This window comes from Acetobacter fallax, from assembly GCF_011516735.1.
In the GTDB taxonomy this organism is placed as follows: domain Bacteria; phylum Pseudomonadota; class Alphaproteobacteria; order Acetobacterales; family Acetobacteraceae; genus Acetobacter; species Acetobacter fallax.
Genome location: NZ_WOSX01000004.1, coordinates 24472 through 41236, shown reverse-complemented (window position 1 = coordinate 41236; position 16765 = coordinate 24472). Strand labels below are relative to the sequence as shown.

The 16765-nt window shown below is 61.9% G+C and carries 13 protein-coding genes; 8 read left to right on the top strand and 5 right to left on the bottom strand.

The features are described from left to right. Positions 1–6: 6 nt before the first annotated feature. The 5 genes from GOB85_RS03740 to carA form a co-directional block, all read right to left on the bottom strand. A complete protein-coding gene (locus GOB85_RS03740; RefSeq protein ID WP_173576290.1) occupies positions 7–1203 on the bottom strand; it encodes a threonine ammonia-lyase in 1197 nt (398 codons plus the stop codon). A gap of 27 nt (positions 1204–1230) precedes the next feature. Next, positions 1231–1704 (bottom strand): transcription elongation factor GreA, encoded by a 474-nt coding sequence (gene greA, locus GOB85_RS03735; RefSeq protein ID WP_173576289.1) that lies wholly within the window; start codon positions 1702–1704, stop codon positions 1231–1233. 119 nt (positions 1705–1823) lie between these two features. Next, positions 1824–5078, bottom strand: coding sequence for a carbamoyl-phosphate synthase large subunit (gene carB, locus GOB85_RS03730; RefSeq protein ID WP_173576288.1), 3255 nt, complete (start codon positions 5076–5078; stop codon positions 1824–1826). Between the two features lie 8 nt (positions 5079–5086). After that, positions 5087–6292: an ATP-binding protein gene (locus tag GOB85_RS03725; RefSeq protein ID WP_173576287.1), complete on the bottom strand. Its 1206-nt coding sequence runs from the start codon at positions 6290–6292 to the stop codon at positions 5087–5089. A gap of 9 nt (positions 6293–6301) precedes the next feature. Next, positions 6302–7762, bottom strand: a complete 1461-nt coding sequence (gene carA, locus GOB85_RS03720; RefSeq protein WP_173576286.1) for a glutamine-hydrolyzing carbamoyl-phosphate synthase small subunit — start codon at positions 7760–7762, stop codon at positions 6302–6304. Between the two features lie 153 nt (positions 7763–7915). Between carA and GOB85_RS03715 the strand changes: the two genes are divergently transcribed. The 8 genes from GOB85_RS03715 (at position 7916) to rplI (ending at position 16665) form a co-directional block, all read left to right on the top strand. Further along, the gene (locus GOB85_RS03715; protein WP_173576285.1) at positions 7916–8386 is read left to right on the top strand and encodes a GatB/YqeY domain-containing protein; all 471 of its coding nucleotides are present in this window, start codon (positions 7916–7918) and stop codon (positions 8384–8386) included. A gap of 616 nt (positions 8387–9002) precedes the next feature. Further along, positions 9003–10877 (top strand): DNA primase, encoded by a 1875-nt coding sequence (dnaG, locus tag GOB85_RS03710; protein WP_173576284.1) that lies wholly within the window; start codon positions 9003–9005, stop codon positions 10875–10877. A gap of 192 nt (positions 10878–11069) precedes the next feature. Beyond that, positions 11070–13055, top strand: coding sequence for an RNA polymerase sigma factor RpoD (rpoD, locus tag GOB85_RS03705; protein WP_173576283.1), 1986 nt, complete (start codon positions 11070–11072; stop codon positions 13053–13055). 4 nt (positions 13056–13059) lie between these two features. After that, the gene (locus GOB85_RS03700) at positions 13060–13680 is read left to right on the top strand and encodes a GNAT family N-acetyltransferase (RefSeq protein ID WP_242011270.1); all 621 of its coding nucleotides are present in this window, start codon (positions 13060–13062) and stop codon (positions 13678–13680) included. A gap of 175 nt (positions 13681–13855) precedes the next feature. Then, the gene (locus tag GOB85_RS03695; RefSeq protein ID WP_173576282.1) at positions 13856–15127 is read left to right on the top strand and encodes a hypothetical protein; all 1272 of its coding nucleotides are present in this window, start codon (positions 13856–13858) and stop codon (positions 15125–15127) included. 188 nt (positions 15128–15315) lie between these two features. Next, positions 15316–15786, top strand: a complete 471-nt coding sequence (rpsF, locus tag GOB85_RS03690) for a 30S ribosomal protein S6 (protein WP_173576281.1) — start codon at positions 15316–15318, stop codon at positions 15784–15786. A gap of 6 nt (positions 15787–15792) precedes the next feature. Continuing rightward, on the top strand, positions 15793–16068 hold the full coding sequence (gene rpsR / locus GOB85_RS03685; RefSeq protein ID WP_173576280.1) for a 30S ribosomal protein S18: 276 nt from the start codon (positions 15793–15795) through the stop codon (positions 16066–16068). A gap of 12 nt (positions 16069–16080) precedes the next feature. After that, the gene (rplI, locus tag GOB85_RS03680; protein WP_173576279.1) at positions 16081–16665 is read left to right on the top strand and encodes a 50S ribosomal protein L9; all 585 of its coding nucleotides are present in this window, start codon (positions 16081–16083) and stop codon (positions 16663–16665) included. Positions 16666–16765 lie beyond the last annotated feature (100 nt).

The following is a 16765-nucleotide window of genomic DNA, read 5'->3' as shown; positions in this document are numbered from 1 at the left end:
GGAACTCTAAACGCGCCGCACCACATACCGCGCCCGCAGCGCCTCGGTGATCTGCTCCGCATGGAGCGGATCACGCGCCTCGATCATCACCTCAAGCTCCGCCGCCTGCACCGATGGCGCCGCAAACAGCCGCTGATGCGACACCTCAAGGATGTTGCCGCCCGCCGCGCCAATAATTCCGGAAATATCCGCCAGCACCCCCGGCCGGTCCGGAATCTCCATGCACAGCCGCAGCAACCGCCCGTCACGCAGCATCGCCCTCAACAGGGTGTTCGCCAGAATCCGCGTATCGACGTTCCCGCCCGTCACCAGCAGCCCGACCCGCTTCCCGGCAAACAGCTTCGGATTTGCCATCACCGCCGCAAGCCCGGTCGCGCCAGCACCCTCCACGACCTGCTTGGCTCCCTCGGACATCATCGTGATCGCGTTCTCAACCTGAACCTCAGACACCACGAGAACCCGCGAGACCAGATCCCGGATCACCTCATAAGGACGCCGCCCGACCTGCATCACGGCAATGCCCTCGGCAATCGTCGCCCCTCCCGGCGGCATAATCTCATCGCCCGGAAAAGCAGCCAGCGAAGAAAAACTCTCCACCTGCACACCAATCAGCTCAACATCCGGCCGCAAAGCCCGTGCCGCGACAGCACAGCCCGACAGCAATCCGCCACCCCCGACCGGCACCACCAGAGCATCCAGCGGCCCCGCATCCTCAAACAGCTCAAGCGCGCAGGTGCCCTGACCCGCCATAACAGCGTCATCGTCATAAGGATGAACGAAAACACGCCCCTCACGCTGCTGAAGATCCCGCGCAAACAGAGACGCCTCGGCAAAATTGTTGCCCTCAAGCACAATCCGCGCGCCCCAGGCCGCCGTCCGCGTCACCTTCGCCGAAGGCGTGAAACGCGGCATCACAATCACCGCGTCAATTCCCAGCAGGCTCGCATGTCGCGCCAGACCCTGCGCATGATTGCCAGCCGAAACCGTAATCACCCCGCGCGCCCGCTCCTCCGGCGTCAGCAGCGAAAGCTTGTTCGCCGCCCCGCGCTCCTTGAACGACCCGACCGCCTGAAGATTGTCGAGCTTGAGCGTAATCTCCGCCCCCGTCGCTTTCGACAAACTCTGAGAGGGCAGGGTGGGCGTGCGCAGAACACGCCCCTCAATCCGCTGCGCAGCAGCCGTAACGTCGTCGAAAGTGATCACGCGCGCAGCATCCCCGGGCTCTGATGATCAGGCATAGATAACGGAGACGATCTCATACATCCGGTCGCCACCCGGCGCCGGAACGGACACCGTGTCCCCCACCGATTTCCCGATCAGCGACTTCGCCAGCGGCGAAGACACAGACAGAAGCCCCGCCCTGATGTCGGCTTCATACACGCCAACGATCTGATAGGAGGCCTCTTTCTCCGTCTCCTCATCAATCAGCTGCACCCGCGCGCCAAACTTGACCTGATCGCCCGACAGCGTCGAAGGGTCGATCACCTCGGCGGTGGCGAGGATCTCCTCCAGCTCCATGACCCGGCCCTCAACAAAGGACTGACGCTCACGAGCCGCATGATACTCCGCGTTTTCCGACAGATCGCCATGCTCTCGCGCTTCAGCAATCGCCCGGATAATCGCCGGACGCTCTTCGCTTTTAAGACGACGCAACTCGTCCTCAAGTCGCCGCAGGCCGGATGCTGTCATCGGAGTTTTCTGCAATGTGCTAATCCCAGGGATGTCAGATAAAAATCACCGGGACGCAACAACGCCATCCCGGAATGCAAACGCGCAAACAAGACCTCCGGCGAAGTCAGCCCCCGCCAGACGCCTCAATACAATCAGTACGATCCATGAAAATAGGACTGAAGCGGCGCAACTTCAAGCGGCCCCTCGCGCATCGCGCTGATCGCATAGGTCGCAGCCCGTGCCCCCGCCATCGTCGTGTAGTGCGGAATGCCCATCGTCAGCGCCGAACGCCGGATGTCATAACTGTCCTGAACCGCCTGAGCCCCCTGCGCCGTGTTGATCACCATCTGAACCTCGCCGGACCGGATCGCGTCCACACAATGCGGACGCCCCTCCAGAACCTTGTTCACCAGCGTCACCTTAACACCCGCTTCACGCAGCCGCTCCGCCGTGCCCCGCGTCGCCATGATCGTAAAGCCCATCGCCGCAAGCTGACGCCCGATCTGCGGCAACAGCGCCTTGTCCCCGTCCCGAACCGACAGAAACACCGTCCCGGACAGCGGCAGCTTCACACCCGCCGCAAGCTGAGACTTCGCAAACGCCCGCTCAAACGACGTGTCCAGACCCATCACCTCACCCGTCGAGCGCATCTCAGGCCCGAGAATGACATCCACGTCCTGAAAACGATTGAACGGGAACACCGCCTCCTTCACAGCCACATGCGGCACCACAGCCCGGTCATCCAGCGTGAACTCGCCCAGCTTCGCCCCCGCCATCACCCGCGCCCCGATCTTCGCCACCGGAACCCCCGTCGCCTTGGCCACAAACGGCACCGTCCGCGACGCCCGCGGATTGACCTCCAGAACAAAGATCTCCTGATCCTTGATCGCATACTGAACATTCATCAGACCGACGATGCCCAGTTCCAGCGCCATCGCCTCCGTCTGCGACTTCAGCTCAGCCACAATCGCCGGAGACAGCGTGTAAGGCGGCAGCGCACAGGCGGAATCCCCCGAGTGAATCCCCGCCTCCTCAATGTGCTCCAGCACACCCGCCACATAAACGGACTCACCATCCGCAATGCAGTCCACATCCGCCTCAATCGCATCATTCAGATAATGATCGATCAGCACAGGACCAGACGACACCTCAGGCCCCGCAGCCGCCAGAACAACCCGCAGATAACGCTGCAGGCTGGCCCGGTCATAAACGATCTCCATCGCCCGGCCACCAAGCACGTAAGACGGACGCACCACCACCGGATACCCAACCGTCTCAGCCACGGCCTCAGCCTCCGCCGCCGAACGCGCGATCCCGTTGCGCGGCTGCCGAAGCCCCAGCTTATGCAGCATCCCCTGAAACCGCTCGCGATCCTCCGCCCGGTCAATCGCATCCGCCGGCGTGCCCAGAAGCGGAATCCCCGCCTTCTCCAGCGCCCGTGACAGCTTCAGCGGCGTCTGCCCACCATACTGAACAATGCAGCCCAGAATCTCGCCCCGCGACTGCTCCAGCCGGATCAGCGCCCCCACATCCTCCGCCGTCAGCGGCTCGAAATACAGCCGGTCAGACGTGTCATAATCCGTGGAAACCGTCTCAGGATTGCAGTTGACCATAATGGTCTCAATCCCCGCCTCACGCAGCGCATACGCCGCATGAACACAGCAATAATCAAACTCGATGCCCTGACCAATCCGGTTCGGCCCGCCACCCAGAATAATGACTTTCTTCGCCCCCGTCGGAGCAGACTCACACACCGGAGCCCCGAACCCGCCCTCATAGGTCGAATACATATAAGGCGTGGCCGACGCGAACTCGCCCGCACAGGTGTCAATCCGCTTGTAAACCGGATTCACCCCCACAGCCTCGCGCAGCGCCCGGACCTCATCAGCCTGTGTCCCGGACAGCCGCGCCAGCTGCACATCCGAGAATCCCATCGCCTTCAGACGACGCAGCCCCCGCGCATCCTCCGGCAATCCATGATCCAGCAGATGCTTCTCAGCTTTAACGATTTTCTCCAGTTCCCGAAGAAACCAGGGCTCAAACCGGCAGGCCTCAGCAATGGCCTCAACCGAAAGCCCCGCACGCAGAGCCTGCGCCGCCATCAGAATCCGCTCCGGACGCGGCTGAGACAGCGCCGCCCGATACGCATCCGGCCCGCCATCCCCCGGCTCCTCAACCGGATCAAGCCCGACCAGGCCCGTCTCCATCGACCGCAGCCCCTTCTGCAACGCCTCCGGAAACGACCGCCCGATCGCCATCGCCTCGCCAACCGACTTCATCGAGGTCGAAAGCAGAGCAGGGGTGCCAGGGAACTTCTCAAACGTGAAACGCGGAATTTTCACAACGACATAATCAATCGTCGGCTCGAACGACGCCGGCGTCGAACCGGTAATATCGTTCGTCAGCTCGTCCAGCGTGTACCCCACCGCCAGCTTCGCCGCGATCTTCGCAATCGGAAATCCCGTCGCCTTGGACGCCAGCGCCGAAGACCGCGACACGCGCGGATTCATCTCGATCACCACCATGCGGCCGTCGACCGGATTGACACCGAACTGCACGTTCGACCCACCCGTCTCAACCCCGATCGCCCGCAGACACGCAATCGAAGCATCACGCATCCGCTGATACTCCTTGTCCGTCAGGGTGAGGGCAGGGGCCACCGTAATGGAATCCCCCGTATGCACACCCATCGGATCAATGTTCTCAATCGAACACACGATGATGCAGTTATCCGCCTTGTCGCGGACAACCTCCATCTCGAACTCTTTCCACCCGAGAACGGATTCCTCAATCAGAACCTCCGTCGTCGGAGACGCATCCAGCCCGGACGTCACAATCCGGTCGAACTCTTCCCTGTTATAGGCAATCCCGCCCCCGGAACCGCCCATCGTGAAGGAAGGCCGGATCACCGTCGGAAGCCCGATCTCCCTGACCACCTCACGCGCCTCAGCCAGCGTATGCGCAATCAGACTTTTCGGACTCTCAATCCCGATCGCATCCATCGCCTCACGGAATTTCTGCCGGTCCTCGGCGCGGTCAATCACATCCGCCTTCGCCCCGATCAGCTCAACCCCGTGCTTCACCAGAAACCCGGACGCATCCAGCGCCATCGCCGCATTCAGCGCCGTCTGCCCGCCCATCGTCGGCAAAACCGCATCCGGCTTCTCTTTCAGAATGATCCGCTCAACAAATTCCGGCGTAATCGGTTCAACATACGTCGCATCCGCCAGACCAGGATCGGTCATGATCGTCGCCGGATTGGAGTTCAGCAGAATAACCCGATAACCCTCCTCCCGAAGCGCCTTGCAGGCCTGCGCGCCCGAATAGTCAAACTCGCAGGCCTGACCGATCACAATCGGGCCGGCACCAATGATCAGAATGGAGCGAATGTCAGTCCGTTTTGGCATGGGTCGTCTCAGTCCTCTGCGTCGGCCGGGTCAGAACCCATGGCTTTGATACGTTGAAGATAATTTTCAAAAAGCGGCACAGTAAAAGCAATGTCGCCATGCGCCGGACTGTAGATCATGCCCTTGCGGATCAGCGCATTCCGAAGCGGCGCCACCGCCCGCGTGCTGGAACCCATCTGCTCCGCAATCTGCCCGGACCGGTGCGCGCCAACACCAAGTTCCGCAATGGCCTGGCAATACATCCGCTCGCGCGGCGTCAGCCGCTCATAACGCATCCGGAAAAAACCCGCATCCAGAGACGTCAGGGACACCTCCGTCGCCACCTGAATATCCCCCGCCAGAATGGCATTCCCATGCGCGACATTCCACGCATGATAAGCCCATTCCTGCAGAAAATACGGATAGCCCTGCGTAATCCGGATCACCTCGGCCACCGCCTCAGAGGTGAAATTCACCCCCTCGCGCTCCGCCGGCGTCCGCAACGCATCAGCGGATTCCTCATCCGAAAGCGGCCCCAGTTCCGGAAAAGCAAAGAGCCGCTCCGCATAGGATTTCGACTGCCCCGTCAGCGCCACCACATGCGGCAGCCCCGCTCCGGCCAGAACCACAGGCAGTCCCTCACGCATCACCCGATGCATCGCCATGATCAGAGCACCCATGTCTTTCTCAGAAAGATACTGGATCTCATCAATAAAGATCGCAATCCCCGTATGACGGGACCGCGCCGCCAGCCCGATGGCCGACACCATATCCGGCAGATCCGTCTCCAGATCCCCGCTATCCGCCGTGCCCTTCTCAGGATCAACATCCAGATCAATCATGAACCCAAGAGGATGATGAATCCGCAAGCCACCAGCAAAGCTTTTCAGAACCCGAAGACCCCGCTTCACCTGCTCCGTCACCGCGCCAACCCGGTCCAGCTCCAGCATCATCTTCCGAAACGGCGGCGCCAGAAGCTGCCCCAGCGACTTGTCCTCATGCGCCTCAACAAAGCACGTCCGATAACCCGCGCTCTCCGCAAGCTGCTGAACCCGCCCCAGAACAACCGTCTTGCCCACACCCCGCAACCCGGTCGCAATGAAACTGCGCGCACTCTTCCCGATCAGCGCCCGCTGCAACACAATCCCGGCCTGCGTAAACAGCTCCTGCCGTCCCGCCAGCTCAGGCGGAGACGCCCCGGCGCCCGGCACATAAGGGTTGCGAACAGGGTCCATAAACCGAAATCAGCCCGCCTTCGCGCCCGCAGCCTGATTCGCGTCCATCATCGCCACAAACCGCTCGAACAGATAAAAACTGTCCGAAGGGCCCGGGCTGGCCTCAGGATGATACTGCACCGAAAACGCCGGAAGCGTGTTCGAGGCAATCCCCTCGTTCGACTTATCGAACAGACTCACATGCGTCACCCGAACCTCGTTCGGCAGCGATGCTTCATCCACCGCAAATCCATGATTCTGACTGGTGATTTCAACACGACCCGTCGCCAGATCCTTCACCGGCTGGTTCGCCCCCCGATGCCCGCGCTCCAGCTTGTACGTCTTCCCGCCCAGCGCCAGCGCCAGCAACTGATGTCCCAGACAGATCCCGAACACAGGAACCCCCGCATCCAGAACCCCGCGGATCGCCGGGACAGCATAAGACGCCGTCGCCGCCGGATCGCCCGGACCATTCGAGAGGAACACCCCCTCCGGCTTCAGCGCCAGAATTTCCTCAGCCGAGGTCGTCGCCGGAACGACCGTCACATCACAGCCCGCCGTCGCCAGACACCGCAGAATGTTCCGCTTCGCACCATAATCGACCGCCACAACCCTGCGCAGCTTCGCCGGCAATGCCTTCGTCGTGGACGGCCACTCCCACACACCCTGAGACCAGCCATATCGTTTCTCACAGGTCACAACCTTCGCCAGATCCATGCCCTCAAGACCCGGCCAGGACACAGCCGCCTTCTTCAGCGCCGCAACATCCAGCCTGCCGTCAACAACATGCCCCAGAACAGCCGTCTGTGGTCCCTGATCCCGAATCCGCAGCGTCAACGCCCGCGTATCCACACCGCAAATCCCCGGAACCCCGCGCTCCTTCAGCCACGCATCCAGACTCTCAGCCGCCCGCCAGTTCGCAGGCTCCGTCAGATCCTGCTTCACCACCAGCCCGCGCGCCGAAACCCGCGACGCCTCATCATCTTCCGGATTGGCGCCCACATTGCCGATATGCGGAAAGGTAAACGTGATGATCTGCCCGGCAAAGGACGGATCGGTCAGCGTCTCCTGATACCCGGTCATGCCGGTCGAGAAACAGATCTCCCCGATCGCCTCACCCGTGGCCGGCGCGCCAAAACCCAGGCCCCACAACACTGTGCCATCCGCCAGAACCAGCGCCGCCGTGGCGCCCTCAGGAATGTCTCCCAATGGGATTTCACCGGACACTGCACCACTATGCTCGGACATCATGGAATCCCGCTTCTGGTCACTGGAGGAAAATTCAGGGGAAACACTCCCGCCGCCGGACCCGGCAGGCTGAAGATCGTCAATCGAAACACCGCTCGCCCTGGCGACAACAGGCCAGTGCTTCGGCGGAATCGCCCGCGCCTGACGCCATTTGCGCACAGCCTCGGTGCCCACACCCGTCAGCAACGCGATTTTTTCCGCACCGCCGATGCGCTCAATGATAGTCTCGACTGACAGAGACATTCCGAATATCCCCCTGATTGCTGACCTCCATATCAGTCCCAACCGTCCGTGGGAAGAAAATTCCCACCACAGGGCAGGTGAGGGAAGTGGGAAAAATGTTCTCTGAGCAGACCCCTTCGCCACCCGTCCCCAGACATTGACCGGAGACCGTCCATGACCGAGCCCACTTCCCTCCGCACCCGTCTCACCGAAGACACGAAAACCGCCATGAAAAGCGGCCAGAAGGATCGCGTCGGCGCCCTCCGCATGATCACCGCCAAAATCAAGGACGCCGACATCGCCGCCCGCGTCTCCGGGAAGGAACTCAGCGAGGACGACCTGACCGGCACCCTCCGCAGCATGGTCAAATCCCGCACGGACTCAGTGAAAATGTACCTCGAAGGCGGCCGTGAAGACCTCGCCGAAAAGGAACAGGCCGAAATCGCCCTGATCCAGGAATACCTCCCCGCCGAAATGGATGACGCCGCCCTCGAAGCCGCCGTCAAAGCCGCCATCAGCGATACCGGCGCCACCACCATGAAAGACATGGGCAAGGTCATGGGCGCCCTGAAAACAAAATTCGGCGCCTCCCTCGACCTCGGCCGCGCCAATGGCCTGGTGAAGTCCGGCCTCAGCGCAGGCTGAAAAAACGATCCGTATTTCTTACAGGCGCGCCCCGATCAGGGCGCGTGACTTTCCGGGGCATCGCCGCGGACCCCGTAAAGGGACGCACCGGAAAAAGCAGTTCCGCTGACCAGTCCAGCCCGCAAAACCCGTATCAGACAGATGCTTCTCCCTCACCGATGCCGCGCGAAATTTCCCGCATATGCCATCGCACCACGACTACCCGCAAAAGCTGGTCCGCTGTTGCAGCACTGCACGCTGTCAGTCCTCAGTGAATAACAAAACACGGGTGCAGATTCCCACGCTGTTCAGTCACAGTCAGATTCCGCACCCGAATGTCAGAGCCCGGCAGACCTGCAGGCAGGACCGTTCGGACCAGATGGTCATCCTCCAGCCACTCAATTGTAATCGGCGCCCCCACGCCATTCCCGTGCTCCGGTCAGAATCGATGAACTCCCTTACGGTGTCACTGAATTTCCGGAGCGCCACGCCAGAAGACAAAGGATCTGCATGAACACAGCACCCGGCGGCAGAGCCGGAAAACAGAAGAAGTCCGTAATCCCCCATGGTTGCAAACCCTCTTCCACCCCATAAAAGGAACACCCCCACACACCCCGGAGCCCGCAGCACCCGCCCCATGAGCACCATCGACGCCGCCTTCCTCGACGAACTCCGGGCCCGCACCCCGATCGCCCCCCTGATCGGCCGCCGCGTGAAGCTCAGCCGCTCAGGCCGGAACTGGAAAGGCTGCTGCCCCTTCCACGGCGAAAAAACACCCTCATTCTACGTCTATGACGACCACTACCACTGCTTCGGCTGCGGCGTGCACGGCGATGTCATCAGCTTCGTCATGCAGATCGAGGGAAAATCGTTCCCCGAAGCCGTGGAAAACCTCGCTTCCGAAGCCGGCCTCGAAGTCCCCAAAGCCACCCCCCAGGCCCGCGAACAGGCCGTCCGCGCCCGAACCCTCGGCGACGTCCTCGAAGCCGCCCAGCGCCTCTGGACCCACACGCTCCGGCAGCCCGAAGGCCGCCCCGGCCTCGATTACCTCCGCAAACGCGGCCTGACCGACGACACCATCACCAGCTTCGGCCTCGGCTGGGCCAGCGACAAACGCGGCGCCCTCGTCTCAGCCCTCCGCGAACAGAACATTACCCCCGAAGCCCTCGTCGAAGCCGGTCTCATGAGCGCCGACGAGGAAGGCCGCCCGAAAGGCGAACTCTTCTGGGGCCGTGTCACCTTCCCGATCCGCGACCGCAGAGGCGATCTCGTCTCCTTCGGCGGACGCATCCTCGGAGACCGCCAGCCCAAATACCTCAACGGTCCCGAAACCGCGCTCTTCTCCAAGCGCCGACTCCTCTTCGGCCTCGACCGCGCCCGCGCCGCCATCCGCGCACCCCGCCCGAAAGGCGCACACCACATCGAGGCCATCGTCGTCGAAGGCTACATGGATGTCATCGCCCTCCATCAGGCCGGCTTCACCGGAGCCGTCGCCCCCCTCGGCACCGCCCTGACCCCCGAACAGCTCGAAATCCTCTGGCAGGTCGCCCCATCCCCCATCCTCTGCTTCGATGGTGACACCGCCGGTCGCCGCGCCGCCATCAAAGCCGCCGAAACCGCCCTGCCGCTGCTCTCCACCGAACGCGGCCTGCGCTTCTGCATGCTCCCCGAAGGCGAAGACCCCGACAGCCTCATCCGCACAAAAGGCCGCGCAACCACCGAACAGTTTTTCACCAGCGCCCGCCCGCTCGCCGATATCCTCTTCGACCTCCTCGCCGAAGGCACGCCACCAAACCCGACTCCCGAACAGCGCGCCACCCTGCGCGCCCGTCTCGTCGAAGCCACCGGAAAAATTGCCGACAAATCCCTCGCCGGCGAATACCGTTCCTCCCTGCTCGATCGCTTCTTCCAGACCTACAGAGGCAGGAAAGGGAGTAAACCCGGCAGTAAAGGCTTCGGCAACACCTCCGCATCCTCCTGGACAGCGCCCGCCGGCCCCTCAGCCCCTGACACGCCACTGGACGGCACCGCCGCCAAACTAGCCATACTCACCGCCCTGGTGCTCCGTTATCCCCGCCTGACCGGCAGCGTCGCAGACGCCTGGTGCCAGCTCGATCTGCCGCCGGATCTCGCCGAACTTCGCGCCGCCGTCCTTGACTGCACCGCTTCCGGCACCATGTTCGATGATTACCCGGACGAAGACACTGTCTTTGCCCGTATGATGGATGTTCTTACTCAGCAGGGCCTCGGCCCCAGGGCCAAAGCTCTTATCCGTACGACCTGCATCAAAAAGCCCGGAAAACAGGTCGATGACGGCCTGATGGACACCCCGCCCGAAGTCCAGTGGTGGCATTTTTATGCCTCCACCAACCGCGCCGCTTTCGAAGCCGATATTGCCCGCGATAATGAAGCCGCGATGCGCGACGGAGTGGACGCGGCACAGTGGGACAGATTGAGAATGCGTATCCTGGCCCTCACGTCTCTCCGCCGCCTGGAGGACGACTCCTGCTGACAGGGGCCGGGCAGAAAAACAGAAACCAGAGGAAAAAACCGCAGGCAGCCTGAAAGCGTTGGATCGAAAAGAATGCCGGGGTCTTGACTTCCACCCCCGGATCGACCACCTCCACCCTGCCTAATTCAAATTAAGTGTATAATTGTACTGCCTCTCACGGTGGAGAGGCGGACACGGGGAGATATTCCGGGAATGGCGACAAAGACTGCTGCTGGCAATGCCGCGACCTCCGGCGACCAGGACAGCGACAACACCCTCCTCGATACACAGTCCGGCGCCGTCAAGCGCCTGATCGCCAAAGGCCGCGAGCGTGGCTACATCACGTTCGACGAACTTAACGCCGTCCTGCCACAGGACCAGATGTCCTCCGAACAGATCGAGGATGTCATGGCCGTGCTGTCCGAAATGGGCATCCAGGTCGTCGAAAACGAAGATAACGATGAGTCGGAGGGTACCGAGGAAAAAGCCGCCGACAGCGACGAGGAAGAGGAAGCCGAGGCCGAAGCCGAGCCCGGCCCGGAAGGCGCCGCTGCGACCCGCGGCAACGTCAGCGAGAATGTTGGCCGCACCGATGATCCGGTCCGCATGTATCTGCGCGAGATGGGCTCCGTCGAACTGCTGTCCCGCGAGGGCGAAATCGCCATCGCCAAGCGCATCGAGGCCGGCCGCGATGAAATGATCGGCGGCCTCTGCGAAAGCCCGCTGACCTTCCGCGCCATCATCTCCTGGCATGAACGCCTCAAAGTCGGCGACATGCTCCTGCGCGACATCGTCGATCTCGAAGCCATGCAGGCCGAAGCCAACGGCCCTGAAGGCGTCCCGGCGGAAGGCGCCGAAGGCGAAGAAGCCGAGACAGAAGAGCCGGACGATGCAGAAGAGGCCGAAGGCGGAGAAGGCGAGGGGAGCGGCCTCTCCCTTTCCGCGCTCGAAGAAAAACTCAAGCCCGACATCCTCCTCCAGTTCGACGAGATCGAGCCGCTCTACGACAGACTGCAGAAAATGCAGGACAAGCGTATCGAAGCGCTCGTCGCCGGCGAGGAAACCACGGACAAAATCGAAAAGGCCTATCTCAAGCTCCGCGCCGAACTCGTCGCGAAAGTCGAGCAGGTTCACCTGCATAACAACCGCATCGAGGAACTGGTCATGCAGCTCAAAGAGCTGTTCCAGAACCTCAATGTTCTCGAAGGCCGCATGCTCCGCCTCGCGGAAAGCTGCAAGGTCTCGCGCGAAGACTTCCTGATCAAATACCGCCAGCACGAAATCGATCCGGGCTGGATGGACATGATCGCCACCCTCCCTGGCAAGGGCTGGAAAAACCTCGTCGCCAAACATCCTGACACCATGGCCGATCTCCGCAGCCAGGTCGCGGACCTCGCCCAGGATACCGGCCTCTCGGTCAGCGAATTCCGCCGCGTCTACGCCACCGTCGGTCGTGGCGAACGCGATTCCGCCCGCGCCAAGAAAGAGATGATCGAGGCCAATCTCCGTCTCGTCATTTCCATCGCCAAAAAATATACCAATCGCGGCCTGCAGTTCCTCGATCTCATTCAGGAAGGCAATATCGGCCTGATGAAGGCCGTCGATAAGTTCGAATACCGGCGCGGCTACAAGTTCTCGACCTACGCGACATGGTGGATCAGACAGGCCATCACCCGCTCGATCGCCGATCAGGCCCGCACCATCCGTATCCCCGTGCACATGATCGAAACGATCAATAAACTGGTCCGTACCTCACGCCAGATGCTGCACGAAATCGGCCGCGAACCCGCCCCGGAAGAACTGGCCGAAAAACTCGGCATGCCACTGGAAAAGGTCCGCAAGGTTCTCAAAATTGCCAAAGAGCCGATCTCTCTCGAAACCCCGATCGGTGACGAGGAAGACAGCCACCTGGGTGACTTCATCGAGGATAAGAGCGCTGTCATTCCGCTCGAAGCCGCGATTCAGACCAACCTGCGCGAAGCCACGACCCGCGTCCTCGCTTCCCTCACGCCTCGTGAAGAACGCGTCCTGCGCATGCGTTTCGGTATCGGTATGAACACCGACCACACGCTGGAAGAAGTCGGACAGCAGTTCAACGTCACCCGCGAACGTATCCGTCAGATCGAAGCCAAAGCCCTGCGTAAACTCAAACACCCGAGCCGCAGCCGTAAACTCCGGTCCTTCCTCGACGATAACTGAGTCCATGGAACCGACCACCCGGGCGATCGTGGATGTCACCTTCATGGAGATGCTCCACCCGCCCGCAAAACCGGCTCCGCCACTCCCGGCCGGATGGAGCATCACTCACGAGCCCCATCCGTCCGTCGCGTTCTACCGTGATCTCTATGACCGCGTCGGCCGGGATTATTGCTGGTGGATGCGTCAGGTCATGTCAGACAAAGATCTTGCCGCACTCCTCGCCGAACCCGGCCGCCGCGTTTACCTCCTCCGGGAAGGCCAGTATCTCCGCGGCTTCTTCGAACTTGAAACTCTGCCCTGGAATATCGTCAACCTGGCCTATTTCGGCCTCCTGCCAGACGCGATCGGACGCAGCATCGGCAGCACCTTCCTGAGCAACGTCGTGGACATCATCTGGGCGCCCCACCCCTTGCGCGTCACGGTCAACACCTGTTCCGCCGACCATCCCCGCGCACTTCCCGCCTATCTCAAAGCCGGCTTTGAGATCACTGCCGTCGTCCGGGAAATCTGGGACATCCCCAACCGCCTCGGCCTCACGATCCCCGAACGCCTGCGCCCCATCCCGCCCGGTCCTGTCTCCGGTAACGGCACCTCCAGCCACGGGAACGAAGGCCGCCGCCCGTAAAATCCGCCGAACCATCATCAGGTCATCCCCCGTCTTTCCCGCCCCCACACGCGCCATCTGATGGCCGTCAAAAAAAATATCCGGGCCCTCTGTAAAACCGGCTGCAGACCCGATATCCAGTTCCGGTAATCGGGTGCCAGCCACGTTCCGGCCGGATCCCCCCAGAGAGAGCAACATGAACAGACCTGCCAGCAGCGCCGTCCTGCATGAGCGAAAAGCCATGGCCATGGCCATCCTGGCCTGTGCCCTGCTCACGTTCCTGCGATGGCCGGAAATTCTGCTCGACGCCCAGTTCTGGGGCGAGGACGGATGGAACTGGTGGCCGGAAGCACGCTCGCTGGGCCTCGGCAGCCTCATCCTGCCCCATACCGGCTATTTTCAGACGGACGACCGCATCGTCGCCCTGCTCTCAAGACCGTTCTCCCTGAGCTGGGGGCCTACGGTTTTTGCACTGGCCGCCTTTACCTTCGAGGTAATGCCCGCCGCCCTCCTCATTTCCTCCCGCTGCGAAAATATCTGCTCCTCCCGGGCACTGCGCACCACCATTGCCCTGTTCTGGTGCGTTCTGCCCAACACCTGGGAAGTCCACGGCAACCTCACGAACAGTCAGTGGCACCTCGCCATCGTCTCCTTTCTCATCCTTCTTTCAAACCCGCCCCGCTCCACCGCCGCCTGGGCGTTCGACGTCATCATGCTCGCCCTCGGCGCCACCAGCGGACCATTCTGCATCCTGCTGACCCCGATCGCAGCCATTGTAGTCTGGCAGCGGCGCTCACAGTCCGGCGACATGAGGGCCAGCAGCATCAGACTTGCCATCCTCGTTGCCGGCGCCCTTGTCCAGGGCGGTGCCATCTACATGGCGCAGCGTGGCACTCCGGCCAATCTCGGTGCAACGCCCACCAACCTGGTCCGTCTGATCGGCGGACAGGTCATCCTTGCCACTCTCGTTGGTCATCGTCACATCGAACAGTGGTACGCCACGGGCGCCTGGCGTATCGGCCTCCTGCCATGGATCATGGTCCCGACAGCCCTGTGGCTCTGCTTCGTCGCCGCCAGACGCTGGCCCGCCATGCGCCTCGCCGCGCTGTTCACCCTCCTGATGCTGTTCGCCGGCCTGTCACATCCGCTCGCCACGGCGGATGGCAGCGCCGTCTGGGTCGCCATGCGCCAGCCCGACAGCGGCATGCGTTATCTGTTCCTGCCCATCGTCTTCTGGATGACCGTCCTCGTCACACTGACCTTCGCCGGTCCCCGCGGCTGGGCGCGCGGCATCGCTATCTGCACGCTGGTAACGATGATCTTCTGCGGCATCCCGCGTGACTGGCGCTTCCCTGTCGAGCCGGACCGCAACTTCTACGACATCGCCCACGATTTCGATAAAGCGGCCCCCGGCACGCAGTTCGTCATCCCCGTCCGCCCCGGAACACGGACCTCCTATACGAAGTAAAACCCCACTTCAGGGTTGCCTTCCCCCGCCATTCATGCTTCATGCCGCTTCTTCCCTGCCGGGCGTGTGGCATCGCTCCCGGCTATACCCGCCGCGCATTATGTCATCGGCTTCAAATCCGGAGACAGCGCACCATCGTGGAACGGTCCGCAATGGTTTTGGGTTGAAGCAATCCGGAGGGATACACAGTGCCCTTGTATGAAACCGTGCTTATCGCACGTAACGATATCAACCAGCAGCAGGTTGAAGCCATCGCCGAAGGTATCAAAACATACCTCGAAGGCGAAAACGGCTCGATCAAAAAGCAGGAATACTGGGGCCTTCGCTCCCTGGCATACCGCATCAAGAAGAACCGCAAGGCGCATTACATGCTCCTCGGTCTCGATGCGACCGCGCCTGCGCTGAAGGAAGTCGAGCGTCAGCTCGCCCTTAACGAAGACGTCCTGCGCGTCCTTACCCTCCGCGTCGAGGAAATCGACGATACCCCGTCTCCGGTTCTGTCCCGCAAGGGCGACGACCGTGGCGATCGCGGTGATCGTGGCAACTTCCGTGGCCCGAAGCCCTCAGGCCGGTTCGAGAGTGGTCGTCCGCGCCGTTCCTATGACGATCGCGAGGAATATCGCGCTCGTGACGACAATCCTGAGCCGAAAGCGGAGTAATATCGAATGTCCGAGACAAGCGAAGTTAATCCCGCCGGACGCCGCACTGCCGTTGGCGCGCGCCGCCCGTTCTACCGCCGTCGTAAGGCATGCCCGTTCTCCGGCCCGAACGCGCCGAAGATCGACTACAAGGACGTCCGCCTGCTCAGTCGCTTTCTGTCCGAGCGCGGCAAGATCGTCCCAAGCCGTATCACAGCGGTTTCCGCGAAGAAGCAGCGCGAACTGGCCCAGGCCATCAAGCGCGCCCGTTTCCTCGCCCTGCTCCCCTACGTTGTGGGCTGAGGAGAGGTAATCATGGCTGTTACAGAAGTTATCCTCCTCCAGCGCGTCGAGCATCTCGGCCAGATGGGCGAGCTTGTGAAGGTGAAGCCGGGCTATGCCCGTAACTTCCTCCTTCCGCAGGGCAAGGCCATTCGTGCGAACGCCGCCAATCGCGACCGTTTCGACCGTGAGCGCGCCCAGCTTGAGGCCACAAACATCAAGCGTCGCGAAGAGGCCGAGCGTCTCTCCGAGCGCATGGAAGGCCTCACCGTCGTCCTGATCCGTCAGGCTGGCGATGCCGGCAACCTCTACGGCTCGGTGTCCACCCGCGACATTGCCCTGGCCACCACGGAAGCCGGTCTGACCGTCGCCCGTACCCAGGTGTTTCTGCCACATCCGATCAAGACCCTGGGTCTGTACGACGTCCGCGTTGACCTGCACCCGGAAGTCTCAATCCACGTGCGCGTCAATGTCGCGCGTTCGGCTGAAGAAGCCGAGCGTCAGGCAAAAGGCGAAGTCATCGGCACCGAAGAAGACGAATACGAGCTTCCGGTTCCTGACGATGCTGAAGACACAGAAGCAGAAGCCACGACCGAAGGTGAAGCAGCCGCCGTCTGACGGTCGCTTTCCTCATAAAGTCCTGAAAAACCCGGATGGCTCCCATCCGGGTTTTTTTGTCACGATTTTCCCCCGGAAAATACAGCTCCCGCCAGCCGGA